At 70.2% G+C, this 20,793-nt stretch carries 17 protein-coding genes; 3 read left to right on the top strand and 14 right to left on the bottom strand.

The genetic code is table 11. The features are described 5' to 3' along the window. Positions 1 to 394: 394 nt before the first annotated feature. Complete coding sequence (locus ABT061_RS02405) at positions 395 to 862, top strand: hypothetical protein (protein ID WP_350911787.1); 468 nt, start codon at positions 395 to 397, stop codon at positions 860 to 862. Positions 863 to 953: 91 nt separating this feature from the next. Here the strand turns inward: ABT061_RS02405 and ABT061_RS02400 are convergent, their stop codons facing one another. From ABT061_RS02400 to ABT061_RS02355, 10 genes are all read right to left on the bottom strand, one after another. Further along, positions 954 to 1,265 carry a MerR family transcriptional regulator gene (locus ABT061_RS02400; protein ID WP_350911785.1) on the bottom strand — a complete coding sequence of 104 codons (312 nt, stop codon included), beginning with the start codon at positions 1,263 to 1,265 and terminating at the stop codon, positions 954 to 956. 105 nt (positions 1,266 to 1,370) lie between these two features. Then, entirely contained in the window at positions 1,371 to 1,826 is a 456-nt protein-coding gene (locus ABT061_RS02395; protein ID WP_350911783.1) for an Hsp20/alpha crystallin family protein, read from the bottom strand. Between the two features lie 226 nt (positions 1,827 to 2,052). Beyond that, on the bottom strand, positions 2,053 to 2,532 hold the full coding sequence (locus ABT061_RS02390; protein ID WP_350911781.1) for a TIGR00725 family protein: 480 nt from the start codon (positions 2,530 to 2,532) through the stop codon (positions 2,053 to 2,055). 306 nt (positions 2,533 to 2,838) lie between these two features. After that, entirely contained in the window at positions 2,839 to 3,444 is a 606-nt protein-coding gene (locus ABT061_RS02385) for a hypothetical protein (RefSeq protein ID WP_350911779.1), read from the bottom strand. Between the two features lie 290 nt (positions 3,445 to 3,734). Further along, the gene (locus ABT061_RS02380) at positions 3,735 to 4,601 is read right to left on the bottom strand and encodes an aldo/keto reductase (protein ID WP_350911777.1); all 867 of its coding nucleotides are present in this window, start codon (positions 4,599 to 4,601) and stop codon (positions 3,735 to 3,737) included. A 162-nt stretch (positions 4,602 to 4,763) separates the two neighbouring features. After that, on the bottom strand, positions 4,764 to 7,703 hold the full coding sequence (locus ABT061_RS02375) for a glycoside hydrolase family 3 protein (protein ID WP_350911775.1): 2,940 nt from the start codon (positions 7,701 to 7,703) through the stop codon (positions 4,764 to 4,766). Positions 7,704 to 7,820: 117 nt separating this feature from the next. Further along, entirely contained in the window at positions 7,821 to 8,636 is an 816-nt protein-coding gene (locus ABT061_RS02370) for a carbohydrate ABC transporter permease (protein WP_350911773.1), read from the bottom strand. Then, on the bottom strand, positions 8,633 to 9,511 hold the full coding sequence (locus ABT061_RS02365) for a carbohydrate ABC transporter permease (protein WP_350911771.1): 879 nt from the start codon (positions 9,509 to 9,511) through the stop codon (positions 8,633 to 8,635). The genes ABT061_RS02370 and ABT061_RS02365 overlap by 4 nt, the downstream gene beginning before the upstream one ends. Before the next feature lie 80 nt (positions 9,512 to 9,591). Continuing rightward, on the bottom strand, positions 9,592 to 10,896 hold the full coding sequence (locus ABT061_RS02360; RefSeq protein WP_350911769.1) for an ABC transporter substrate-binding protein: 1,305 nt from the start codon (positions 10,894 to 10,896) through the stop codon (positions 9,592 to 9,594). Between the two features lie 9 nt (positions 10,897 to 10,905). Next, positions 10,906 to 13,194 (bottom strand): TIM-barrel domain-containing protein, encoded by a 2,289-nt coding sequence (locus tag ABT061_RS02355; RefSeq protein WP_350911767.1) that lies wholly within the window; start codon positions 13,192 to 13,194, stop codon positions 10,906 to 10,908. 354 nt (positions 13,195 to 13,548) lie between these two features. Here ABT061_RS02355 and ABT061_RS02350 point away from each other — a divergent pair, with 354 nt between their 5' ends. Further along, positions 13,549 to 15,828, top strand: coding sequence for a beta-galactosidase (locus tag ABT061_RS02350; RefSeq protein ID WP_350911765.1), 2,280 nt, complete (start codon positions 13,549 to 13,551; stop codon positions 15,826 to 15,828). Here ABT061_RS02350 and ABT061_RS02345 read toward each other — a convergent pair. The 4 genes from ABT061_RS02345 to ABT061_RS02330 form a co-directional block, all read right to left on the bottom strand. Continuing rightward, a complete protein-coding gene (locus ABT061_RS02345) occupies positions 15,787 to 16,398 on the bottom strand; it encodes a methyltransferase domain-containing protein (RefSeq protein ID WP_350911763.1) in 612 nt (203 codons plus the stop codon). The two genes, ABT061_RS02350 and ABT061_RS02345, sit on opposite strands and share 42 nt — an antisense overlap. Continuing rightward, positions 16,398 to 17,093 carry a TIGR04282 family arsenosugar biosynthesis glycosyltransferase gene (locus ABT061_RS02340; RefSeq protein ID WP_350911761.1) on the bottom strand — a complete coding sequence of 232 codons (696 nt, stop codon included), beginning with the start codon at positions 17,091 to 17,093 and terminating at the stop codon, positions 16,398 to 16,400. The genes ABT061_RS02345 and ABT061_RS02340 overlap by 1 nt, the downstream gene beginning before the upstream one ends. After that, positions 17,090 to 17,755 carry a glycosyltransferase family 2 protein gene (locus ABT061_RS02335; RefSeq protein ID WP_350911759.1) on the bottom strand — a complete coding sequence of 222 codons (666 nt, stop codon included), beginning with the start codon at positions 17,753 to 17,755 and terminating at the stop codon, positions 17,090 to 17,092. The genes ABT061_RS02340 and ABT061_RS02335 overlap by 4 nt, the downstream gene beginning before the upstream one ends. Positions 17,756 to 17,872: 117 nt before the next feature. Continuing rightward, positions 17,873 to 18,877, bottom strand: coding sequence for an NAD-dependent epimerase/dehydratase family protein (locus tag ABT061_RS02330; protein WP_350911757.1), 1,005 nt, complete (start codon positions 18,875 to 18,877; stop codon positions 17,873 to 17,875). Between the two features lie 197 nt (positions 18,878 to 19,074). Between ABT061_RS02330 and ABT061_RS02325 the strand changes: the two genes are divergently transcribed. Further along, positions 19,075 to 20,655: a glycosyltransferase family 39 protein gene (locus ABT061_RS02325; RefSeq protein ID WP_350911755.1), complete on the top strand. Its 1,581-nt coding sequence runs from the start codon at positions 19,075 to 19,077 to the stop codon at positions 20,653 to 20,655. Positions 20,656 to 20,793: the final 138 nt, after the last annotated feature.

Here is a 20,793-nt window from a genome sequence, read left to right as displayed (position 1 = left end):
TGAATCTCGATTTCGAATGGGACCACTACGCACCGATCCGTACGTGCTGCCTCTCGTTTCTCCCGGTGACTTTTCCGTGAAAGAATGACGTCGGCCCCCACGAGAAGATCCCTGAGCCGGGAAAACGTCTTCCCGCCTGCTTTCTCCTCGTCAAGCGCATAGTTGGACAGCACTCTTGGAATTGACTTGTATGCGCTTTGGAATCGGCTTAGTACTCCGATAGAGCACACCGGGCGATGTTCGGGCCTCAGCAGGACCGTCGACCAGGTGCCCGGACCGGCGGCGGATCGGCACATCGCGATGACGTGGTTCCCAGTCCGTCTCGCCCGCGAGTCGGTCGCTGCCCTATCCGGTTCCAAGTCGCCCACAAGCGGCATGAGCCATGCTCGTCGCCATGCGGAACAGGATCGGCGGCGGTGAGAAGGCGACCGGGTGGGCGCGGATCGGCCCGTGGACGGTGCCCTGGCACCTGGCCTGGTGGTTCACCGCCGTCCTGGTCGCGGTGGCCGCGGCGCATTTCGTGCTGCTCTGGGAGCATCCCGGCACGTCCCTGACGATCTTCAACCTGCTCGCGCTCGCGTTCTACTTCTGGGCCTACGGCCAGTGGCGCCGCCGCTTCGAGCCCGAACTGGAGTCGTCCGGCGCGCAGCAATGGCTGGTCCTGCTCTTCGCGTTGATCCTGGCGCTGGTCCTGTGGCCGATCGGGAGCTGTGGCCCGCCCATCGGGACGCTGGTCCCCTGGTTCGGTGCGGACCCCACGGAATGCAGAGGTCTGGGACTGAGGACGACCCAGCTCACCCTGCTGGGCCTGCTGGCCATCCCGCTGGCGGTCTCCACCGCCGTCAACCGCGCCCGAGGCTAGCCCCGTCCGTGGTTTCCCGACGCGGCCCGAGCCCGCGAAAACATCCCTTGTTCCCCGCGTTCGGGGGCTGAGCGGTCCCGTTCGCCCGGGATCACCGGTCCTCCCGGCGGGCGGCGCGCTCTTGGGCCAACTCCTCCCGTAGGTCGTTGACCTCCTGCTGCAGGGTGAAGATCCGGCGTACCGCGGCGAGGGTCATGCCCTCGCCGATGAGCTGGATGGCGTCCTGGAGGTCGCCGATCTCGTGGCGGGTGTAGCGTCGCTGGCCGCCGGTGGAACGGGCGGGGCGGACCACGTCGTGCTCGTCGAGCCGGCGCAGGAACGCCTGCTCCACATTGAGCATGTCGGCGACCTGACCGACGGAGTACAGCGGGGCGTGCTCGTCGTCAAAGGGCAACCTGACCATCACCGCTCCTTTCCTGTGGGGGACGACAGGTGTGTGAAACGCGCGGGGTGGGCACCGGAACCCGGCGCCCACCCCGCGGAGGTCAAACGGTCAGACCCTGCCCTCTCAGGCCTTGATCGACTTCTGGTCCGAGGTGTGCTCGGCCTTCTGGATCTCGACCTTGCGGGGCTTGGCCCGCTCGATGACCGGGATGCGCACCGCCAGGACACCGTTGGAGTAGGCGGCGTCGATCTTGTCGCTGTCGAGGTGCTCGGACAGGTAGACGCGGCGGGTGAAGGTGCCCATCGGGCGCTCGCGGACGAACAGGCGGTCGTCCTGCCCGTACTCCTCCTCGCGGCCGGCGCTCACCGAGAGTACTCCACGGTCGACGGTCACCTCGATGGAGTCGGGGTCGATGCCCGGAAGGTCGAACTTCAGCAGGACGTCGTCCTTGCGGCGGACGCCGTCCAGCGGCATGGCCCCGCGCGCGGCGCCATCACTCGATCCGAACGCCTGACGCGCGATCCGGTCGAACTGCCGGTCGAACTCCTGGATGAACGGGTCGATCGACGTCAGCAGCATCGGTAACCACCTCCATGTGAACAGGCAGGTATCCTCAAGCCCGCCTTCTCGAAAAGCTCTTAGTGAAGTTATAGGTTGCCGACAGGTCGATGTGCAAGTACCTTCGCGAAAATTCTCGGTTCCCGTCGGCGGGTGCGCGGGGAGACCGGCCGGCCTTGACGATCACAGCGTGGGAGCCTGCCACCGGCAGTCCCGCGAAAGCACACCGGGCAACGGCCCGGAGGAGTCAGTGGTCAGGCCAGAGCCCGGTGGCCGCCAGCGCCTCCTGCGGGGACGAGACGTACCTGACACCGGCGACCGGACGCCCCGCACCGTCGAGCAGCCGCCAGCCGCCGAGCTGGACCACGGGGACCCGGCCGTGGCGCATCGCGAGCGCCAGTTCCGACAAGGTGCCCCACGATCCACCGACGACGATCACAGCATCACCCGAGTTGACGATGATGTTGTTTCGCGCCTCCCCGACGCCGGTCGGGATCACGATGGAAAGGTCCGGGCCGGCCTGCTCCCGGTCCGCTCGGGACAGGATGCCGACCACCGTCCCGCCCGCCGAGCGGGCGCCGGACGCCACGGCGGCCATGACTCCCGTGTAACCACCGCAGATCACCACCGCGCCGCGCTCCGCCAGCAGCCGGCCGACCTCGCGGGCGTTGGACTCGTCCTCGCCGGTGCAGTCACGCGGACCGCAGACGGCCACCTGGATCGTCACGATGAGACCTTTCCACCGGGCGGCGACCACCGGCCTGGTCGCACCCCGGCTTCACGACGTACGAGGACGGCCGCCGCCAGGAGCGCCGGCGGCATCCGTCTCTCAGGCTCCCTTGGACAGGGCCGCGAACTCCTCGCCGGTCGGTTCGACGCCGGCGGCGAGGTCGTCCTCCAGGTAGGCGACCTTCTGTCGTCCGTGCGCCCGACCTTACCGCGTCAGACGTGGAAACCAGGGAAGAGCACTACCGGTCGAACGGCCCGGCGCACTGGGAGTGCCGGACGCCCTGGTCCGGCACTTGATTCGCGGTCAGCTCCAGGTGGCGCTCTTGAGCACGTTCGACAGCCCCGGTGTGTTCCAGACGTCCACCACCAGAATCTTCGACGAGGGCAGGAACCACTCCCGCTGAGTGAAGCTCGCCGTCCGCCGGCCACCGTTGTTCGTCACGCACTGGTTGGGCCAGGCGGTGTACTTCGCCTTGTGGCCGCGTCCGACCTGGTGCAGACCTGCCGAGGTGGCCTTCTCACCAGGGAACCAACTGGTCTTGGCGTTGAACGGACAGGGCACTATGCCACTGAAGGGATAGAACTGCTCCTTGCCGGTGTACGTAAGGAAACCACCCCCGACCGGGACCTTGGTGATCGCCTTTGCGCCGAACACCCAGAACCCTTGGCAGTTCGGGGCGAAGGGTTCTGGCCTCTTGCACTGTCCGGTCACCACTACGACGCTGTTCAGGTTACGGTGCACCTTCCAGCCGGCCGGGATCTTCAGGTTCATGCCCTGGAAGGAGAAGGCATTGGTCCCCGAAGCCGACGAGCCGGAGGAGACCCCTGCCGCTGTGGCCGAGGCTGTGGCGGGAGCGGCGAGTACGGCGGCGGCGGCCAGGACGGCGAGGATGGAAGATCGTTTTCTCATGCCGGGAACCTACTGGTCCCCACTTGTAAATCTCTGCGGCTTCATTTGTAGCGCGGTGTCAACGACGGAATGGCCCGGTGCGCCGAACGGTCCTCGCACGGCTGCGCATGCGGCTTCGGTGACATGTTCCTGCGGGCCATGCCACACTCGGCCCCGTCCCCACGCTGATTCATGAGAGCCGTCAACCATGGCGCCGCGCCCTGGCCGTCTGAGCATCAGGCGATCGTCGCATCGCGTGCTTCTGAACGGAGCCGCCCGTCGTGGTGGGTCCACGACAGGCGGCATCCGTCTCAGGCCCCCTTGGACAGGGCCGCGAACTCGTCGTCGGTCAGTTCGACGCCTGCGGCGGCGATGTTGTCCTCCAGGTGGGCGACCTTCGAGGTGCCGGGGATGGGGAGCATCACCGGAGAGCGCTTCAGCAGCCAGGCCAGGGCGAGCTGGGACGGGGTGGCGCCGTGTGCCCTGGCCGCCTCGGCGAGCGGGCCGCCCTCCTCGGCCAGCTTGCCGGTGGCGAGCGGGAACCACGGGATGAAGCCGATGCCGTTGGCCTCGGAGTACTCCAGCAGCGGCTCGGCGTCGCGCTGGGCGAGGTTGTAGAGGTTCTGCACCGAGACGATCCTCGCGAACCTGCCCGCCTCCTCGACCTGCTCGACGCTGACCTCGCTGAGGCCGATGTGCCGGATCTTGCCCTCCTGCTGCAGCAGGGCGAGCTCCCCGACCTGGTCGGCGAGGGGCACCTTCGCGTCGATGCGGTGCAGCTGGAACAGGTCGATCCGCTCCACGCCGAGGTGGCGCAGGCTCAGCTCGGCCTGCTGGCGCAGGTACTCGGGGCGGCCGACCGGGCGCCAGTCGTCGGGGCCCGACCGGGTGAGCCCCGCCTTGGTCGCGATGACCAGGTCCTCGGGGTAGGGGTGCAGCGCCTTCTTGATCAGCAGCTCGGAGACGAACGGGCCGTAGGAGTCGGCGGTGTCGATGAAGTTGACGCCCAGCTCGACGGCGCGGCGCAGCACCCGGACCGCCTCCTCGGGGTCGCTCGGCTCCCCCCACACGCCCTTCCCGGTGAGCTGCATCGCCCCGTACCCCAGGCGGTTGACCGTGAGGTCGCCTCCGATGGCGAACTGGCCCGACGCCTCGGCGGGACGTTCCGTACTCGTCATGGTGTTCTCCTCAGAATTGATCGAAATCACGGTTCGAAACGGCCACAACGCACTACCTGGGCCGATGCTTCCCTTTTCAGCGCCCGTACCCGGAAAACCGCTTTCAACCACGTACGGCCCGCTCCCCTCGGGGAGCGGGCCGTAGCCGGGGTCGGAGCCGGGTCAGCGGGTGAAGGTCACCTCCTTCACCCGCAGGGCGCCCCTGAAGACCAGGTAGACGTCCTGCTTGCCCCGTACGCCGGTGACGGGGGCAGCGGCCGTGGCCCAGGAGTAGATCCCGCCGGTGGCGGCCACCGGCACGGTCCCGGCGAGCCTGCCGGTCGGGGAGCCGAGCCGGATCTCGACCGAGGAGGCGGCACCCGCCGCGACCCCGAGCCGCACGCCGGTGACCCCGGCCCGGAAGTCCACGTCCTCGAAGGTGATCCACTCGCCCGCCGAGGCGCCGACCGCGTCACCGCGGACCTTGGTCTCGTCGACCAGCTCGACCCCCGCGTAGTCGTCGAAGTCGGCGGCGCGGGTGGGCCGGGTGAGATCGCGGGAACCGATCCGCTCGCCGTCCACCCGTACGGTCACGCGCTGCCGGATGGCGTCCGAGGACGAGCCGACCATGACGTCGTGGGTGGACGGCTCCACCGCGAAGCGCCCCCTGGTCACGTCCCACAGGGCCAGGTCCGCGGTCTTGAGCGAGAACTGCACCGTCTTCGACTCCCCCGGGGCCAGCCGCACCCGCTGGAAGCCGCGCAGCTGCTTGACCGGCTGCTCCACCCGGGAGGCGTGCTGGTGGGTGTAGAGCTGGACCACCTCGTCGCCCGCGCGCGAGCCGGTGTTGGTCACCTTGACGCTCACCTCGTATCCATCGCTCCTGGCGGTGGCCTTGAGGCCCTGGTAGCCGAACGTGGTGTAGCTCAGGCCGTGGCCGAAGGCGTACAGCGGCTTGGCCTTGGAGTACAGGTAGGTCGCACCGGTCTTGACGATGTCGTAGTCGAGGATGTCCGGCAGGGTGGCGCCGGCCCTGGGCCAGGTCTGGGTGAGGCGGCCGGCCGGGTTGGCGTCGCCGTACAGCAGGTCGGCCAGCGCGTTGCCGGTCTCGGCTCCGGCGTGCGTGGTCCACAGGATCGCCGGGACCTTCTCCTGCAGCCGGTCGATCGTGGTCGGGTAGCTGTTCTCCAGCACGACCACGGTGTTCGGGTTGGCGGCGTGCACCGCCTCCACCAGCGCCCGCTGTCCCTCGGCGAGACCGAGGTCGGTCCGGTCGTGGTCCTCACGGCCGTTGATGAACGGCATGCTGCCGACCACGACCACCGCCACCTCGGCGCCCTTCGCCGCCGCGACCGCCTCGGCGATCCCGCTGCGCACGGTCTCCTTCTCGAAGCGGGTGGCATCCTCGGCTGTGGTCAGGCTGAGCGTGCCGTCGGCCGCGGCCTTGACGTACTTGTTCGGGCCGAACCAGTCGTAGGCGGTCTCGTAGCCGGCGTAGCGCAGCAGCGTCGTGCCGTCGGCCTGCGCCTCCAGCTTGAACTGCTCCTGGACGAACCAGCCGGTGGGCTGCTCCTGGTTGTTGACCAGGGTGGACCAGTTCGCCCGGCTGACGTACTTGCCGTTGGCGACGCTGCGCAGGGTGACGATCCCCTGGCCCCAGTCGAAGACGTCGAACTGCTCGGTCGCGCCCGCGGTGGTCGCCGAGAGCTTCAGGTCGGCACCGGCCCCGGTGCCCGCGGTGAGGTACCTGCCGCCGGACTTCAGCGCGATCCGGTCGACGCCCTCGCTGGTGACGGCGGCAGCGGACCGCGCCCTGATCCCGGCGAGCGGGGTGACCTTGTAGGGCAGCCTGCCGGAGTACCAGTCGGTGTAGAGGGTGTCGGCCAGCGGGCCGACCACCGCGACCTTCCTGGCGGGGCTGAGCGGCAGGGTCTTCCCGGAGTTCTTCAGCAGCACCGCCGCCTCGGCCGCGGTCCGCCGGGCCAGCGCGCGGTGCGCGGGGCTGTCGACCACGTCCTTGGTGATCTTCCCGTACGGCCCGCCGTCCGGGTCGAACTCGCCGAGCCGGAACCGGATGCCGAGGATGTTGCGTACCGCGGTGTCGATGTCGGCCTGGGTCAGCAGCCCTCGCGTCAGCGCCTCGTTGACCGCGGCCACCGTCGGGGCGGCGTTGGTGTCGTTCACCGTGAAGCTCTCCACACCCGCCTTGAGCATGGCGGCGGCGGCCTCGGCCTGGGTGGCGAAGTAGCCCTGGGAGCCGGTGAGGTTGTTGGGCCCGCCGGCGTCGGAGACGTTGAACAGCGGCCTGTCGGTCCAGGTCCTGACCGTGGAGTTGAGGTCGGTGACCGTGGCGGGCCGCCCGTTGATCAGGTTGTAGGCGGTCATCACGCCGGTGGCCGCGCCCGCCTGCAGCGCGGTCTTGAACGCCGGGACGTCGTACTCGTTGAGGACGCGCGGGCGCAGGCTGGAGGAGGTCGTGTCGCGGCGGACCTCGTTGTTGTTGGCCAGGAAGTGCTTGAGCACCGGGGCCGCCCGCAGGTGGTCCGGGTCGTCGCCCTGGATGCCCGAGCCGTACGCGGTGGAGATCGCGCCGGTGAGCAGCGGGTCCTCGGAGTAGCCCTCCTCGTTGCGGCCCCAGCGGGGGTCGCGGAGCAGGTTGACCACCGGCGCCCAGAGCTGCAGGCCCCACAGCCGGGGGTTCTCCGCGTGGTAGCCCCTGGCCTCGTCGCCGACGACGGCGCCGACCTTCTTGATCAGGTCGGGATTCCAGGTGCTGGCCAGGCCGACGGCCTGCGGGAACACGGTCCCCTCGGCGGTCACCACGCTGCCGCCGTTGTCGATGTCGGTGGACCAGGCGACGCCGTGCAGCGCCTCGGTGCCGGTCTTGAACAGCCCGATGCCCAGGCGGTCCACCGCGGGCTGGTACTGGTGGAGCCAGGAGATCTTCTCGGCCTGGGTGAGCCGGCCGAGCAGGTCGTCGACGCGCTGGCTCAGCGGGAGCGAGGGATCACGGAAGGGGTACTCGTAGGCCGCGCGGGCCGGGGCCGCGCACAACCCCAGGGTCAGGGCCGTCGCGGCCACGGCCGCGACGGCCCTGGTCGCGGCCTTGGTCGATAAGGACATCTCGCCTCCAGGTCAGGGGGAGTCGAAGAACTGCGGGTCTGGGGACGCCGTCCGCCCCCGAGCGGCGTACGGCGTCGGGAGCCCCGTCGGGGCTCGGCGGAGAGTTCGTTTGACGGCTCACTTGACGGCGCCCACGGTCACGCCGCGGGTCAGGGTCCGCTGGAAGATGAGGAAGAAGGCGACCGCGGGCAGGATGCCGAGCAGCGCCGAGGCGCTGGACATCGTGGCGTCCATCATCTTGTCCCCCTGCAGCACCCCGAGGGCGACCGGAACCGTCTGGTTCTCGTTGGAGATGAGGAAGACCAGGGGCAGGAAGAACTCGTTCCAGGTCCAGATGAAGAAGAAGATGAGCAGCACGCTCAGTGTGGGCCTGCTGATCGGCACGACGATCCGCCACAGGGCCCGCCACTTGCCCGCCCCGTCCAGGGCCGCCGCCTCCAGGATCTCGTGCGGGAAGCGGCCGAGCACCGAGGAGAGCAGGTAGGTCCCGAAGGCGCTCTGGATCACCGTGAAGATGATGATCACCCCGAGCCTGGTGTCGTAGAGACCGGCCTGCTTGGCCAGGTAGTACAGCGGGTAGACCAGCGCCTCCTGCGGCAGCGTGTTGGCCACCAGGAAGACGACCAGGATCCACACCCGCCCGCGCACCCTGCCGATGCCGAGCGCGTAGGCGTTGAGCACCGACAGGACCGTCGCGAGCACGGCCACCGAGCCGCTGATCAGCAGGCTGTTCCAGAGCTTGCCGCCGAAGTCGACCCGGTTCCAGAAGTCGACGATCCCGTCGAGGTACAGCTCGCTCGGCAGGCTCAGCGGCCCGCCCGAGGAGTAGTCGGCCGGTGACTTGACCGCGTTGAACGTGACGATGACGAACGGCACCAGCATCACGACGGCCAGCACGACCAGCGAGACCAGGACCGAGTACTTCCGGATCATGATTCCCTGTCCTGAACCCGCAGGAAGAAGACCGTCACCGCGATGATCACCAGGGTGAGCACGGTGGCGATCGCCGCGCCGTAGCCGACGTTGGCCTTCTCGAAGAAGTTCTGGTAGCTGAAGTAGGAGGGCACGAGCGTGGCACCGCCGGGGCCGCCCCTGGTCAGCACGAAGATCGGCCCGAAGACCTTGAGCGCGGCGATCGTGCAGGTCAGCAGGACCACGTAGATCTCCGGCCGGATCTGCGGGATCGTGATGTGCCAGAACCGCCGCCACCACGAGGCGCCGTCCATCTCGGCGGCCTCGTACAGCGCGGGGTCGACCCGCTGCAGCCCGGACATGAAGATGACCACCGGGTAGCCGATCTGGAACCAGACCATGATCACCATGACGCTCGGCAGCGCCCAGCCCGGGTCCCCCAGCCAGTTCCTCGGCTCCATCCCCAGCAGCCCGAGCAGCTCGTTGAGCGCCCCGAACCTGGGGTGCATGATCCAGCCCCAGACGATCCCGGCCACCGCGACCGGCAGCACCTGCGGCAGGTAGTACGCGGCCCGCAGCACACTGGCCGCGCGGGGGCCGACCTTCTTGCCCACGTAGTCGAAGAGCGTGGCGGCCAGGACGAGGCCGATGAGCGTCGGGACGATCGCCATCGCCACGATGAGCGCGACGTTGTTGCGGAAGGAGGACCAGAACCGCTCGTCGGCGAGGAGCCGGGTGTAGTTCTCCAGCCCGATCCACCTCGGGTCGCCGATCCCCTGCCAGCGGGTGAAGCCGATGCCGACGTTCATCAGGAACGGCACGACGATGACCGCGGTGAAGAGCACGGCGCTCGGCAGCAGGAACACCCAGTACCCGCGGTCACGAGACCTCGGCATCGGAGGTCTCCTTTCTCTGTGCTGTGCGTACGCCCCGCGCCGGGACACCGTGATCGTCACGGCGCGGGCCGCGGGAGGGGTCAGTTACCGATGTCGGCGAGGTTCTCGTCGTACGGAGCGGCGATCTCGTCCAGGACCGCGTCGGGGGTCTTGGTGCCGTTGATGAGGTTCTGCACGCCCGCCACCAGCACGTCGTAGTAGCCGGGCGCCGGCCAGTCGGGGTAGAAGGCCAGCCCGTCGGAGGCCGAGAGCTTGTTGAAGTTCTCGATCAGCTCCTTGCTCTTCTCATCGGTGATCGCGGCCGTGTCGGCGGCCACCGGGATGCCGCCGGAGTTGCCGAGCAGGTTCTGGATGTCCTTCTTCATGGTGATGTCGATGAAGTCGTAGGCGAGGTCCTTGTTCTTGGCGTTCTCCGGGACGACCCAGACGTTGCCGCTGGACCCGGCGCTCATCGTGTTGCCCGGCCAGAGGAACGAGCCCCACTCGAAGTCCTTGACGTCGCTGACGAAGCGGCCGTACCACCAGCTGCCGGAGACCAGGATCGGGTACTTGCCGCCGATGAAGGAGACGCCCATGTCCTCGGCCTTGATGGCGGCGGAGTCCTTGTCGACGTAGCCCTTCTTGACCCAGTCGGCGAAGGTGTCGGCCGCGTACCTGAACTCCGGCCCCTTGAAGTCGACCTTGCCCTTGTAGAGCTGGAAGGCGTCCACCCAGGAGCGCTGCGCCTTGCTCAGCGCGAGCTGGTAGAAGATCTGCTGCGCCGGATACTCGGCGCCGCCGACCGCGATGGGGGTGGTCCCCGCCTTGACGAACGTGTCGAGGGCGGCGGTGAACTCCTCGTAGGTGGTGGGCACCTCGACGCCCGCCTTCTTGAACGCGTCCTTGTTGTAGTAGACCATCACGTACTCGGCGTAGTTCGGGACGCCGTACCACTTGCCCGCGCCCATCACACCGCGCTCGTCATACCTGGCGGTGGTCTGGATCGAGGGGCTGAGCAGCTTGTCCCAGCCGCGCTTGGTCACCTCGGAGGTGAGGTCGGTGAGCAGCCCCTGCTTGGAGAGCAGCCCCGCCGTGGCGTTGCCCTTGTTGTACTCCATGACGTCGGGGGCCTCGTCCGAGTTGAGGATCATGCCGGCGGACTGGCGGATCTGCTCGAACGCCTTCTCCTCGAACTTGACCGTCACGTTCGGGTGGGTCGCCTCGAACTGCTTGACGGCCTCGGCCCACGCCTTGCCCATCGCGCTGTCGGCGCCCTCGTAGTGCCAGAGCTTCAGGACGCGGGGGCCGTCCGCGGCGGGCTTGTCCGCCGCCTGCTCGGTGCCGCCGCAGGCGGCGAGCGCCGCGAGCGCCGCCACCGTGGCGACACCGACTCTCAGGTTGAACATGGTCTTCTCCTAGATGGTGGTGATGACGATCGGGACGCCGGCCCCCAGCAGCTCGACGCCCGCGATCCGCGCGCTTCCCGAGACGGTCACCCGCAGGCCCTCGCCCTCGGGGATCGCGGTGATCGTGGTGTCCCCGTCGTGGTCGGAGATCGTGGTGCTGCTCTCGCCCACGCCGTAGGCGACCAGGGTGATCTCCCCGAACGGCCCGTCCCCGACGGCGACGCCGGGCTCGGCGAGGACGGGGATGATCGCGCCGTACCTGACGAACAGCGGGATGCGGTCCAGCGGCGTGGCGACCGTGACGTACCTGCCGCCGGCCAGCACCTCGCCGGTCCAGTGGTCCATCCACCGCCCGGCCGGCAGGTAGACCTTCCTGACCTGCTCGGGTGAGGTCATCGGCGCCACCAGCAGGTCGCGGCCGAGGAGGTACTCCAGATCCGCCTGCCAGGCCACCGGGTCATCGGGATAGTCGACGCAGAGCGCCCGCATCATCGGCGCCCCGGTCGCGGCGGCCTCGACGGCCGCCGTGTAGAGGTACGGCATCAGCCGGTAGCGCAGCCGCAGCGCCTCGACCGCCTCCGCCTCCACCTCGGGGAACTCCCACGGCTCCCGGCTGGTGGTGCCGTGCAGCCGCAGCAGCGGGGAGAGCGCGCCGAACTGGGTCCACCTGACGTACAGGTCGTCGGTGGGGCGGCCGGTGAACCCGCCCGCGTCGTGACTCCAGAACGGGACGCCGGACAGGCCGTGTGCCAGCCCACCACGGAGCGTGCTGCCCATCGCCGGGTAGCTGGTGAAGGTGTCGCCGCTCCACTGCGCCGAGTGCCGCTGGCCGCCGAGGAACGACGAGCGCGCCCAGACCATGCCGTGCCCGGCGATCTCACGGGTCACCTCGGAGACCGCGTCGTTGAAGAGCAGCGTGTAGACGTTGTGCAGGTCGGTGCCCGACATCCCGTTGGCCGCGACCGCGTCGTGCGGCACCCCCTCGGCGAAGTCGGTCTTGAAGACCTGGACGCCCTGTTCGAGCAGCGGGCGGAGCAGTCCCTGGAACCACTCGGTGGCGGCCGGGTTGGTGAAGTCGACGATGCCGCAGGCCGGGTAGGAGCCGTGCCAGCAGTCGGCCACATAGACCTCGCCATCAGGCTTTTTCAGGAAATATCCGTTCTCAGCCGCTTCCGGGAAGGCCGGGCTGAGGTGGGAGATGTACGGGTTCATCCACAGGCAGACCTTGAACCCCATCTCATCCAGCTCGGCCAGCATGCCGGTCGGGTCGGGGAAGCCCTCGGCATCCCAGCGCAGGTCGGACCAGTGCCCGTCGGTCTGCCAGTAGGTGTCCAGGTGGAGCACGTCGCACGGGATGCCGCGCTCGCGGATCGTCCGCGCCCTGGCCATCACCCGCTCCTGGGTGTCGACGAAGAACCCCGAGGAGATCCAGGTGCCGAACGCCCACTTCGGCGGGAGCAGCGGCGCGCAGGTCAGCAGGTCGAACCGGCCGAGCACCTCGGAAGGGGTGGGCCCGGCGATCACGTAGTAGTCGATCAGGTCGTCCGGGACCACGATCTGCACGCAGCTGTGCGTGGTCTGGCAGACGTCGAACTCGACCGGCGTCCCGCTGTCCACCAGCACGCCGTAACCCCTGCTGGACAGGTAGAACGGAACGTTCTTGTACGCCCGCTGCGACTCGGCGCCGAACGCGTCGAAGTTCCACATGACCGGCCGCTGGCCGCGCTTGTCCAGCCGGGTGAACGACTCGCCGAACCCACTGAACGCCTCGTCGGCGGGGGCGGCGAAGCTCTCGTGGTAGCCGACCACCGCACCGTTCGAGCTGGAGCGGCCGAACGGCAGCGTGCGCAACCGGCCACTGATGTCGGTGTGCCCCCGGTCCTGCTCCACCAGCGGCGCTCCGCTCGCGTCGGTGAACCTCAGGTGCCAGGGCGCCAGGGTGATCTCCGCGCGGAGCGAGCCCGCGTCCAGCAGGATCGTCCCGTCCAGGCTCTCCACCCGCGCCCCGGCGAACTCGCCCGGCGTGACCATGGAGATCGCGGCGGCCGACCGGGTCCGCGCGTCCGCGTCCTGCCCGAGCCGGACCCGGATCACCCCCTCACCCGCCACGCTCACCTGGACCAGGAGCGTCTCCTCGGCGGAGGTCACCGCCTTCAGGATCACCCCGGCCGCGTCCGAGGCGACCGGTTCCGCCGAGATCAGCGCAGACAGGCCCTCCTCGCCATGCGACCGGACGGGCAGCTCCGGCGGATCGGCGACGAAGTACTCGTGCGCGACCAGCGGGGGACGGTAAGGCATGGGAACTCCAGCTCTCGGCATCCTGTAGCGGAATTAGTTTTGCGTCCAAACCAACAAACGTCAATGCCTCCACCTGCCGAGCCCCGTCCGGGAGGGGCGCCCTCGAAACGGCCGATTCCGAGGTGACCCCGGAGGCCGGGCCACCCCGGAACGGGCCCGACCCACCGGCGGCCCACGGAGCCGGGCGGCTCGCGAGGATCGAGCGTGAAACGGGCTCGACCCACCGACGGCCCGCGAAAGCCAGGCAGAAAGGCATCCGGCTCGCACCCATCGACGGCCCACGACCATGGCTTGAGTCAGACTCCCCACCTGTGGATAATTAGTTTAGATTCCATCCAAATAAGGGAGTGGCCGGTGGACTGGCCCCGAGGGTTCGGCGGGCTGTGTTACGGCGGGGACTACAACCCCGAGCAGTGGCCGGAGGAGGTCTGGAAGGAGGACGTCGAGCTGATGCGCCGGGCCGGGGTCAACCTGGTCAGCGTCGGGGTGTTCTCCTGGGCACGGCTGGAGCCCACACCGGGCGCCTACGACTTCGGCTGGCTCGACCACGTCCTCGACCTGCTGCACGAGGGCGGGGTCGGGGTCAACCTGGCCACCCCGACCGCCTCCCCTCCCCCCTGGTTCGGCCTCGCCCACCCCGACGCCCTCACCGTCACCCCCGGCGGCACCCGGCTCACCCACGGCAGCCGCGACACCTACTGCGTGCACTCCCCCGCCTACCGCGCCGCCTGTGCCGGGATCGCCCGTACACTCGCCGAGCGCTACCGCGACCACCCGGCGCTGGCCATGTGGCACGTGCACAACGAGTACGGCACCACCTGCCACTGCGACCACGCCGCCGACGCCTTCAGGATCTGGCTGCGGGCACGGCACGGCACCCTGGAGGCGCTGAACGACGCCTGGACCACCTCGTTCTGGAGCCAGCACTACTCCGCCTGGGAGCAGATCACCCCGCCCCGCGCCACCCAGTACCTGCCCAACCCCGCCCAGGTCCTGGACTTCCGGCGGTTCGTCTCCGACGCGATGCTCGACCACTTCCGCGAGCAGAAGGCGGTGCTGCGCGAGCTCACCCCGGACGTCCCGGTCACCACGAACTTCGTCCTCGGCGACTGGGTCCCGGTGAACCAACGGCACTGGGCGGCCGAGGTCGACCTGGTGGCCATCGACCACTACCCGTCCGCCGACCCGCCCGCAGAGACCGCCTTCGCCGCCGACCTGGCCCGCGGCTGGGCCTCGACTCCGACGCATGGCTCAGCCTCCGACCCGGCACACGGCTCAGCCGGTCCGACACACAGCTCGGCCGACGACCCGGTGCACGGCTCAGCCGGTCCGACACACGACTCAGCCTCCGACCTGGCTCACGGCTCGGCCTCGCATCCAGCGCTCAGCTCAGCCGGTCCGACGCGCGACTCGGCCGACGACCCGGCACATCGCCCGGCCACCGGGAAGCCCTGGCTGCTGATGGAGCAGGCGGTGGTCACCTACACCGGCCCCCGGATGCTGGCCAAGCGGCCCGGTGAGATCACCAGGCTGAGCCTGTCGCACATCGCGCGGGGCTCGCGGGGGGCGATGTTCTTCCAGTGGCGGGCCTCCCGGGGCGGCGCCGAACTCTGGCACGCGGGCATGGTGCCGCACGCCGGACCGGACTCGCGGATCTTCCGCGAGATCTGCGACCTGGGCGCGCTGCTGCCCACCCTGGAGGACGCCTGCGCGGCCCCCGTCGAGGCCGGGGCCGCGATCCTCTGGGACGTCGAGGCGAACTGGGCACTCCAGGCCCCCGGCCTGCCCTCCACCGAACTGAACTACACCGAGGCCGTACGCCAGGCGCACCGGGTGCTCTACCGGCACGGCGTCACCGCCGACCTCGTCCACCCCTCCGCCGACCTGTCGGCGTACCCGCTCGTCCTCGTCCCGAGCCTCTACCTCATCTGTGACGCCGACGCCGAGAACCTGCGCCGCTACGTCGCGGGCGGCGGCACCCTGGTGGTCTCCTACCTCAGCGGCGTCGCCGACGAACACGCCCGCGTCCGTCTCGGCGGCTACCCCGGCGCCCTCCGCGACCTCCTGGGCATCAGGGTCGAGGAGTTCCACCCGTTGCCCCCAGAGGTCGCCCTCACCCTGTCCGCCCCTGATGTCCTCGTCCCCCGGATCGCCTCCCCCCAGGGCGGGACGACGTTCCCCGGCGACCGGCCGGAGACCGGCACGTTCTGGAGCGAGCACGTGCACCTGGAGGGCGCCGAGGCACTGGCCGTCTACACCGGCCCGCACGCCCTGGGCACCCCGCTGTCCGGCCGGCCCGCGATCACCCGCCACCCGTACGGCTCCGGCACCGCCCTCTACATCTCCACCCGCCTGTCCGACGACGCCTACGCCCGCCTGCTGGGCCTGGAACCCGCCCCCGTGGAACTCGTCCGCCGCGGCGACTGGCTCTTCGCCATCAACCACGGAGACGAGGAGCAGGAGATACAGGGGCTGCACCTACCTCCCGGCGGTTTCGCCGTAAGTTGCGATCCTCACCGACCGTTCGCCGATTCTCGGTATTCGTCGGTGAGGGTCGGCGAGCCGCCGCGTTGCCGGGGTTCCCGTCTCAGCTCAGTGCAGGCGGGCGAACCACCGGTCGTCGGCCTGCCATGAGTCGACCTCGGTGAATCCGGCGGACCGGGCCATGCTCGGAAAGTCGGTCACGGAGACCCTGGCCCAGGTGAACCAGTCGCCGGTGAGGCCGAGGCCGCGCAGGCGGAGCCGGTCAACGCGGCTGACGACGCCGGGGGGCTCGACCTCGGTGAGGATCTGCCCGCCCGGCCGGACGAGTTCGCGGACGCGGCGGAGAAGTGCGTGCGGGTCGCCGCCGATGCCGATGTTGCCGTCGGCGAGGAGCACGGTGGCCCAGTGCCCGCTGCCGACGACGGGGCCGAACACGTCGCAGCACAGGACGAGGCCGCCCGCGCGGCGGGTGAGGTGAACGGCGTACGGGGTGATGTCGATGCCGAGTGTGGGCACCGCACGGCGGGCCAGCTCGACGGTGAACCGGCCGGGCCCGCACCCGATGTCGAGGACGGGGGCGAGGCACTGGGAGAGGATCGCCTCGTCACCCGGAGCCGGCCGGAGCCAGCGGGCGGAGTCCAGCGGCCGGCGGGTGCCGTCGGCGTGCTCGATCTCCACCGCGGCGCCCTTGAGGGATTCCGCATAGAGCAGGCCGATCACTACGGCGTGCCCGTTCCGGCCAGAGCGGCGGCGAACAGGGAGCGCGGAGTCAGCGCGGCCACGGCGAACACGTCCGCCGGGGTGTCCACGTCGGTCAGGCGCGGCATCGTGGCGATGCTCAGCCCGGCCTCGTTCAGTCTCCGCAACTGGATCTCACCCGTGGTCGGCTCCGACATCGGGACGCCGAGCAGCAGCGCGGGATTGGGGACACGCAGGCCGAGCAGCCAGAACCCACCGTCGGTCGCCGGGCCGAACACCGCGTCGTACGGGCCGAGCAGGGACAGGGCGGTGGCCAGCATGGCCACGGTGACCTGCGGGGTGTCCATGCCGATGAGCACGACGGGCGCGGGAAGGAGCCGGTGGGCGTCGTCGAAGGCCGCCGCCAGCCGCTCGTCCAGCCCGGAGCCGCGCTGCGGCAGCAGGGTGAACCCCTCGGGGAGCCAGGCTCCCGCGGTACCGTCGAGCGCGAGCACCCGGCGGGCCGCCGGTACGCGGGAGACCGTCCGCAGCGTGTCCTCCAGCGCGGCGGCCGCCAGTGCCGCGGCTTCACACGGGGTGAAGGGCGGGGTGAGGCGGGTCTTGACCCTCCCGGGTACCGGCTCCTTGGCGATCACCACGATCTGGGCCTCGGACGGCCCCATCCGCCCGGGACCGAGTGGCCCGGCGCCGTACCGCGCGGCCCTGGCCCGGCTCACGCCCCGTCCCCTCGGCCGGTGAGGACCCGGCGCATGTCGCCGATGGCCCGCAGCGTGCCGCGCAGGGTACCGGTCACCTTCGATCGGCCTGTCCGGGGCAGGTAGTCCACCTCGGCCTCACCGATCCGCCAGCCTGCGGTGGCCGCGCGCAGCACCATCTCCAGCGGGTAGCCGGAGCGCCGGTCGGCCAGCTTCAGGGCGAGCAGGTCGGCGCGCCTGCACGCTCGCATCGGCCCGAGGTCGTGCAGGGCGGCGCCGGTCCGGTGGCGGAGACGACCGGCCAGTACGGCGTTGCCGAGCCGGGCGTGCAGCGGCCACGACGCGCCCGGACGCGGGGTACGGCGGCCAAGGATCAGGTCCGCCTCCCCGGTCATGACCGGGGAGGCGACCCGCGGCAGTTGCCCGGGGTCCAGCGACGCGTCGGCGTCCATGAAGCACACGATGTCCGCCGTCGCGGCCGTCAGCCCGGCGTGGCAGGCGGCACCGAACCCGATCCTGGGTTCGTACACCACCGTCGCGCCGAACTCGCCGGCGACCCGCGCGGATTCGTCGGTCGAGCCGTTGTCGACCACGATCGGGTGGTAGCCCTCCGGCATGCGTCCGAGCACCCACGGCAAAGCCGCCTCCTCGTCCAGGCAGGGCAGCACCACGTCGACCCCCATGGTCTGACGGTAAAGCCGTGGGGCGCGCTCACCCCTTATGGGAGGGTGATGTCCTTCCGAGAAATGACCAGTTCGGGCCCGTAGTGAGAAGATTCGGAAGCCCAGCAGGGAATCGCCTCATCCGAGTGGTGCCACGGCGAGGTCACGCATTCCCTCGGCGAACCCGATCTCCGCGCGGAATCCGAGGTCACGCGCGGCGCGATCGGAGGTCGCGACGATGTGCCGCACGTCACCGAGACGGTACTCACCTGTGGTGACCGGCTCGGGACCGCCGTACTCGGCCGCGAGCGCGGCGGCCATCTCCCCGATCGTGTGCGGTTCGCCGCTCGCCACGTTGCAGACCGTCAGCGATCCCGGAGAGGTGTCCGTTTCGAGGGCCGCGAGGTTGGCGCGGGCGACGTCCCGGACGTGGACGAAGTCACGCCGCTGGCGGCCGTCCTCGAACACCCGGGGTGTCCTGCCGGCTTCCAGGGCGGACCTGAAAACGGCCGCCACCCCGGAGTAGGGGGTGTCCCTGGGCATTCTCGATCCGTAGACGTTGTGGTAGCGCAGCGCGACCGCGGTGCCGCCGGTCTCTCGTGCCCAGTTGGCGGCCAGGTGCTCCTGCGCGAGCTTGGTGGTGGCGTAGGCGTTGCGGGGATCGGCGGGCGCGTCCTCGTCGATCGCGGCGGGGGTCAGCTCCGCTCCGCACCGCGGGCAGCGGGGTTCGAACACGCCACGGGCGAGATCCTCCCGTGCGCGGGGACCCGGCCGGACCCGGCCGTGCGCGGGGCAGTCGTAGGCGCCCTCGCCGTACACGACCATCGACGAGGCCAGGACCAGGTGCCGCACATCGTGCTCCGCCATGGCGGCCAGAAGTACGGCGGTGCCGTACACATTGACCGACGCGTAGTCCGGCAGGTCGGAGACGCCGGCCCCGAGACCCACCTTCGCGGCTTGGTGGACCACCGCGTCCACCCCGCGCAGCGACCGGGTGAGCGGCTCCGCGTCGCGCACGTCACCGGCCTGGCAGCCGCCCGCGGGCCGGCGGTCGAGGCCGGTGACCTCGTGGCCGGCGGCCTCCAGCGCCTCGGCCACATGACTTCCGATGAACCCGGCCATGCCGGTGACCAGCACTTTCACCAGATCAACGTTAGTGCGACGTTCCTCATCGGCCCAGGAGGCCGGGAGGGCCGCCCTGACGGCCTTTGAGGAACGGAGCGGGCGCGGACGTGCGCCACGTCGGCGTGGGAGAGAGCCTTCGCGGGGCTTCGCCGTTAGCGTGACGGTGTGGCCGTGGATGTGTTCCCAGTTTGCCGGGGCGACGCCGAAGCCCCGCCGTGAGTGCTGGGACCTTCGGCCCGCCGGCTCCCCGCCTCCGCCTTCCGCGCTGGACACCCCGTCTGCCCTCCGGTCTCGGGGGTGGCGCCGCGCGGGTTCCGATCCTCCTCTCCGCCGCGGCGGGACTCGTCGCGATCGCCGTATACCTGGGTGCCGCCGTGAGCCGGGTGGGCCACCCGTACGCTCTGGAGTGGCTGGAAGGCAACTCCCTGGTCGAGATGGACCGGCTGCTCGGCGGCCGGCCGCTGTACGCCGCTCCGACGGTCGACTACGTGCCCGATGCCTACCCCCCGCTGTATTTCGCCGCCTCGGCGGGCCTGGCCCGCGTGCTGGGGGTCTCCTATCTCCCGCTCCGTCTGGTCTCGCTCCTCGCCGCCCTCGGCTGCTTCGTCCTGCTGGCCCGGCTGGTCCAGCGCGAGACCGGAGACCTGGCCGCCGGGGTCGCCGCGGCGGGACTGTACGCCGCGACCTACTTCGCCGCCGGGACCTGGTTCGACTTCGCCCGGGTGGACTCGCTGTTCCTCGCCTTCAGCCTCGCCGGGCTGTACGCCGCCCGGTGGATGCGACGGCCACGCGGCGCGATGGCCGCCGGACTGCTGCTCGCCGCGGCCTTCCTCACCAAACAGAGCGCGCTCGCCGAGGCGGCGGCGATCACGGCGGCGCTGCTGTTCGGCCCCCGGCGCCGCTTGGGCGGGGTGCTGGCGGTGACCTTCGCGGCAGTGGCCGGGCTGACCACCCTCCTGTGGGAGGTGACCAGCCACGGCTGGTACGTGTTCTATGTCGTCGAACTGCTGGCCCAGCACCCCCTTGAGCACTCCGCGGTGACGGGATTTTGGACGTGGTACCTGCTTCCCACCCTCGGCATCGCGCTCGGGGCCGCCCTGCTCGCGCTACGGCGGACCCCGCCGGTTCTCGCCATGGGCTGTCTCGCGCTCGCCGTGGAGGGGTACGCCGGGCTGCTGCACACCGGCGGCGCGGTGAACAACATGCTCCCTGTCTACGCGGCGGTGGCGTTGCTCGCCGGGATCGGGATGGGCGGTTCGAGGGCGGGCGGGGCGGTGGCCGGGGCGCTGGTTCTGCTGCAGATCGCCGTCCTCGCGACGACCACCTTCGCCGTGGGCCAGGCGGTTCCGAGCGCCGCCGAACGCCGCGTCGGTGATCGGCTCCGAGCGTGGGCAGCGGGTTTCGACGGGCCGGTGGCGGTCTTCTCCGATCCGGGCCTGATCATGGCCGCGGGGCTGCCGCCCGTGGCCCACCGAGCGGCCGTGCACGACGTTCTACGGGGTACCGACCGCGTTCTACGGGGTACCGACCGCGCCGCCCGAGGAGAACTGGAGCGCAGCATCGCCCGCGCGGTGGCCGGACGGCGATTCGCCGCCATCGTGGTCGAGCACCCCGCCGACCTCGATGGATTTCCCCCCGACCTGACACGGTACTACCGCCCCTGTCCCGAGAGGCTGATGGCGGACGTTCCGGACGGAGCGTTCGGTCCGATCGGCGGGTCACCGTTGCGGCCCATGACCCTGTGGCTGCCCCTGGGGCGAGGATCCTGCGCGGAGGCCGCACGCCGGCTCGGCTGACCGCCGTCGCCCACGCGAGCCCCAGACATTCGACCGCGCTCCGTGATCATTCGACAGCGGTACGCTACAATGCTCGAAAGGTACATTTCCGATATTAGGCGCCCCGAGGTCGAAACACCTGTCTCGCTGCGGGGGCAC

The organism is Streptosporangium sp. NPDC002544, from assembly GCF_040295965.1.
Lineage (GTDB): Bacteria > Actinomycetota > Actinomycetes > Streptosporangiales > Streptosporangiaceae > Streptosporangium.
Note: the sequence above shows the minus strand (reverse complement) of the source record. Positions and strands in the feature narration are given on the sequence as shown.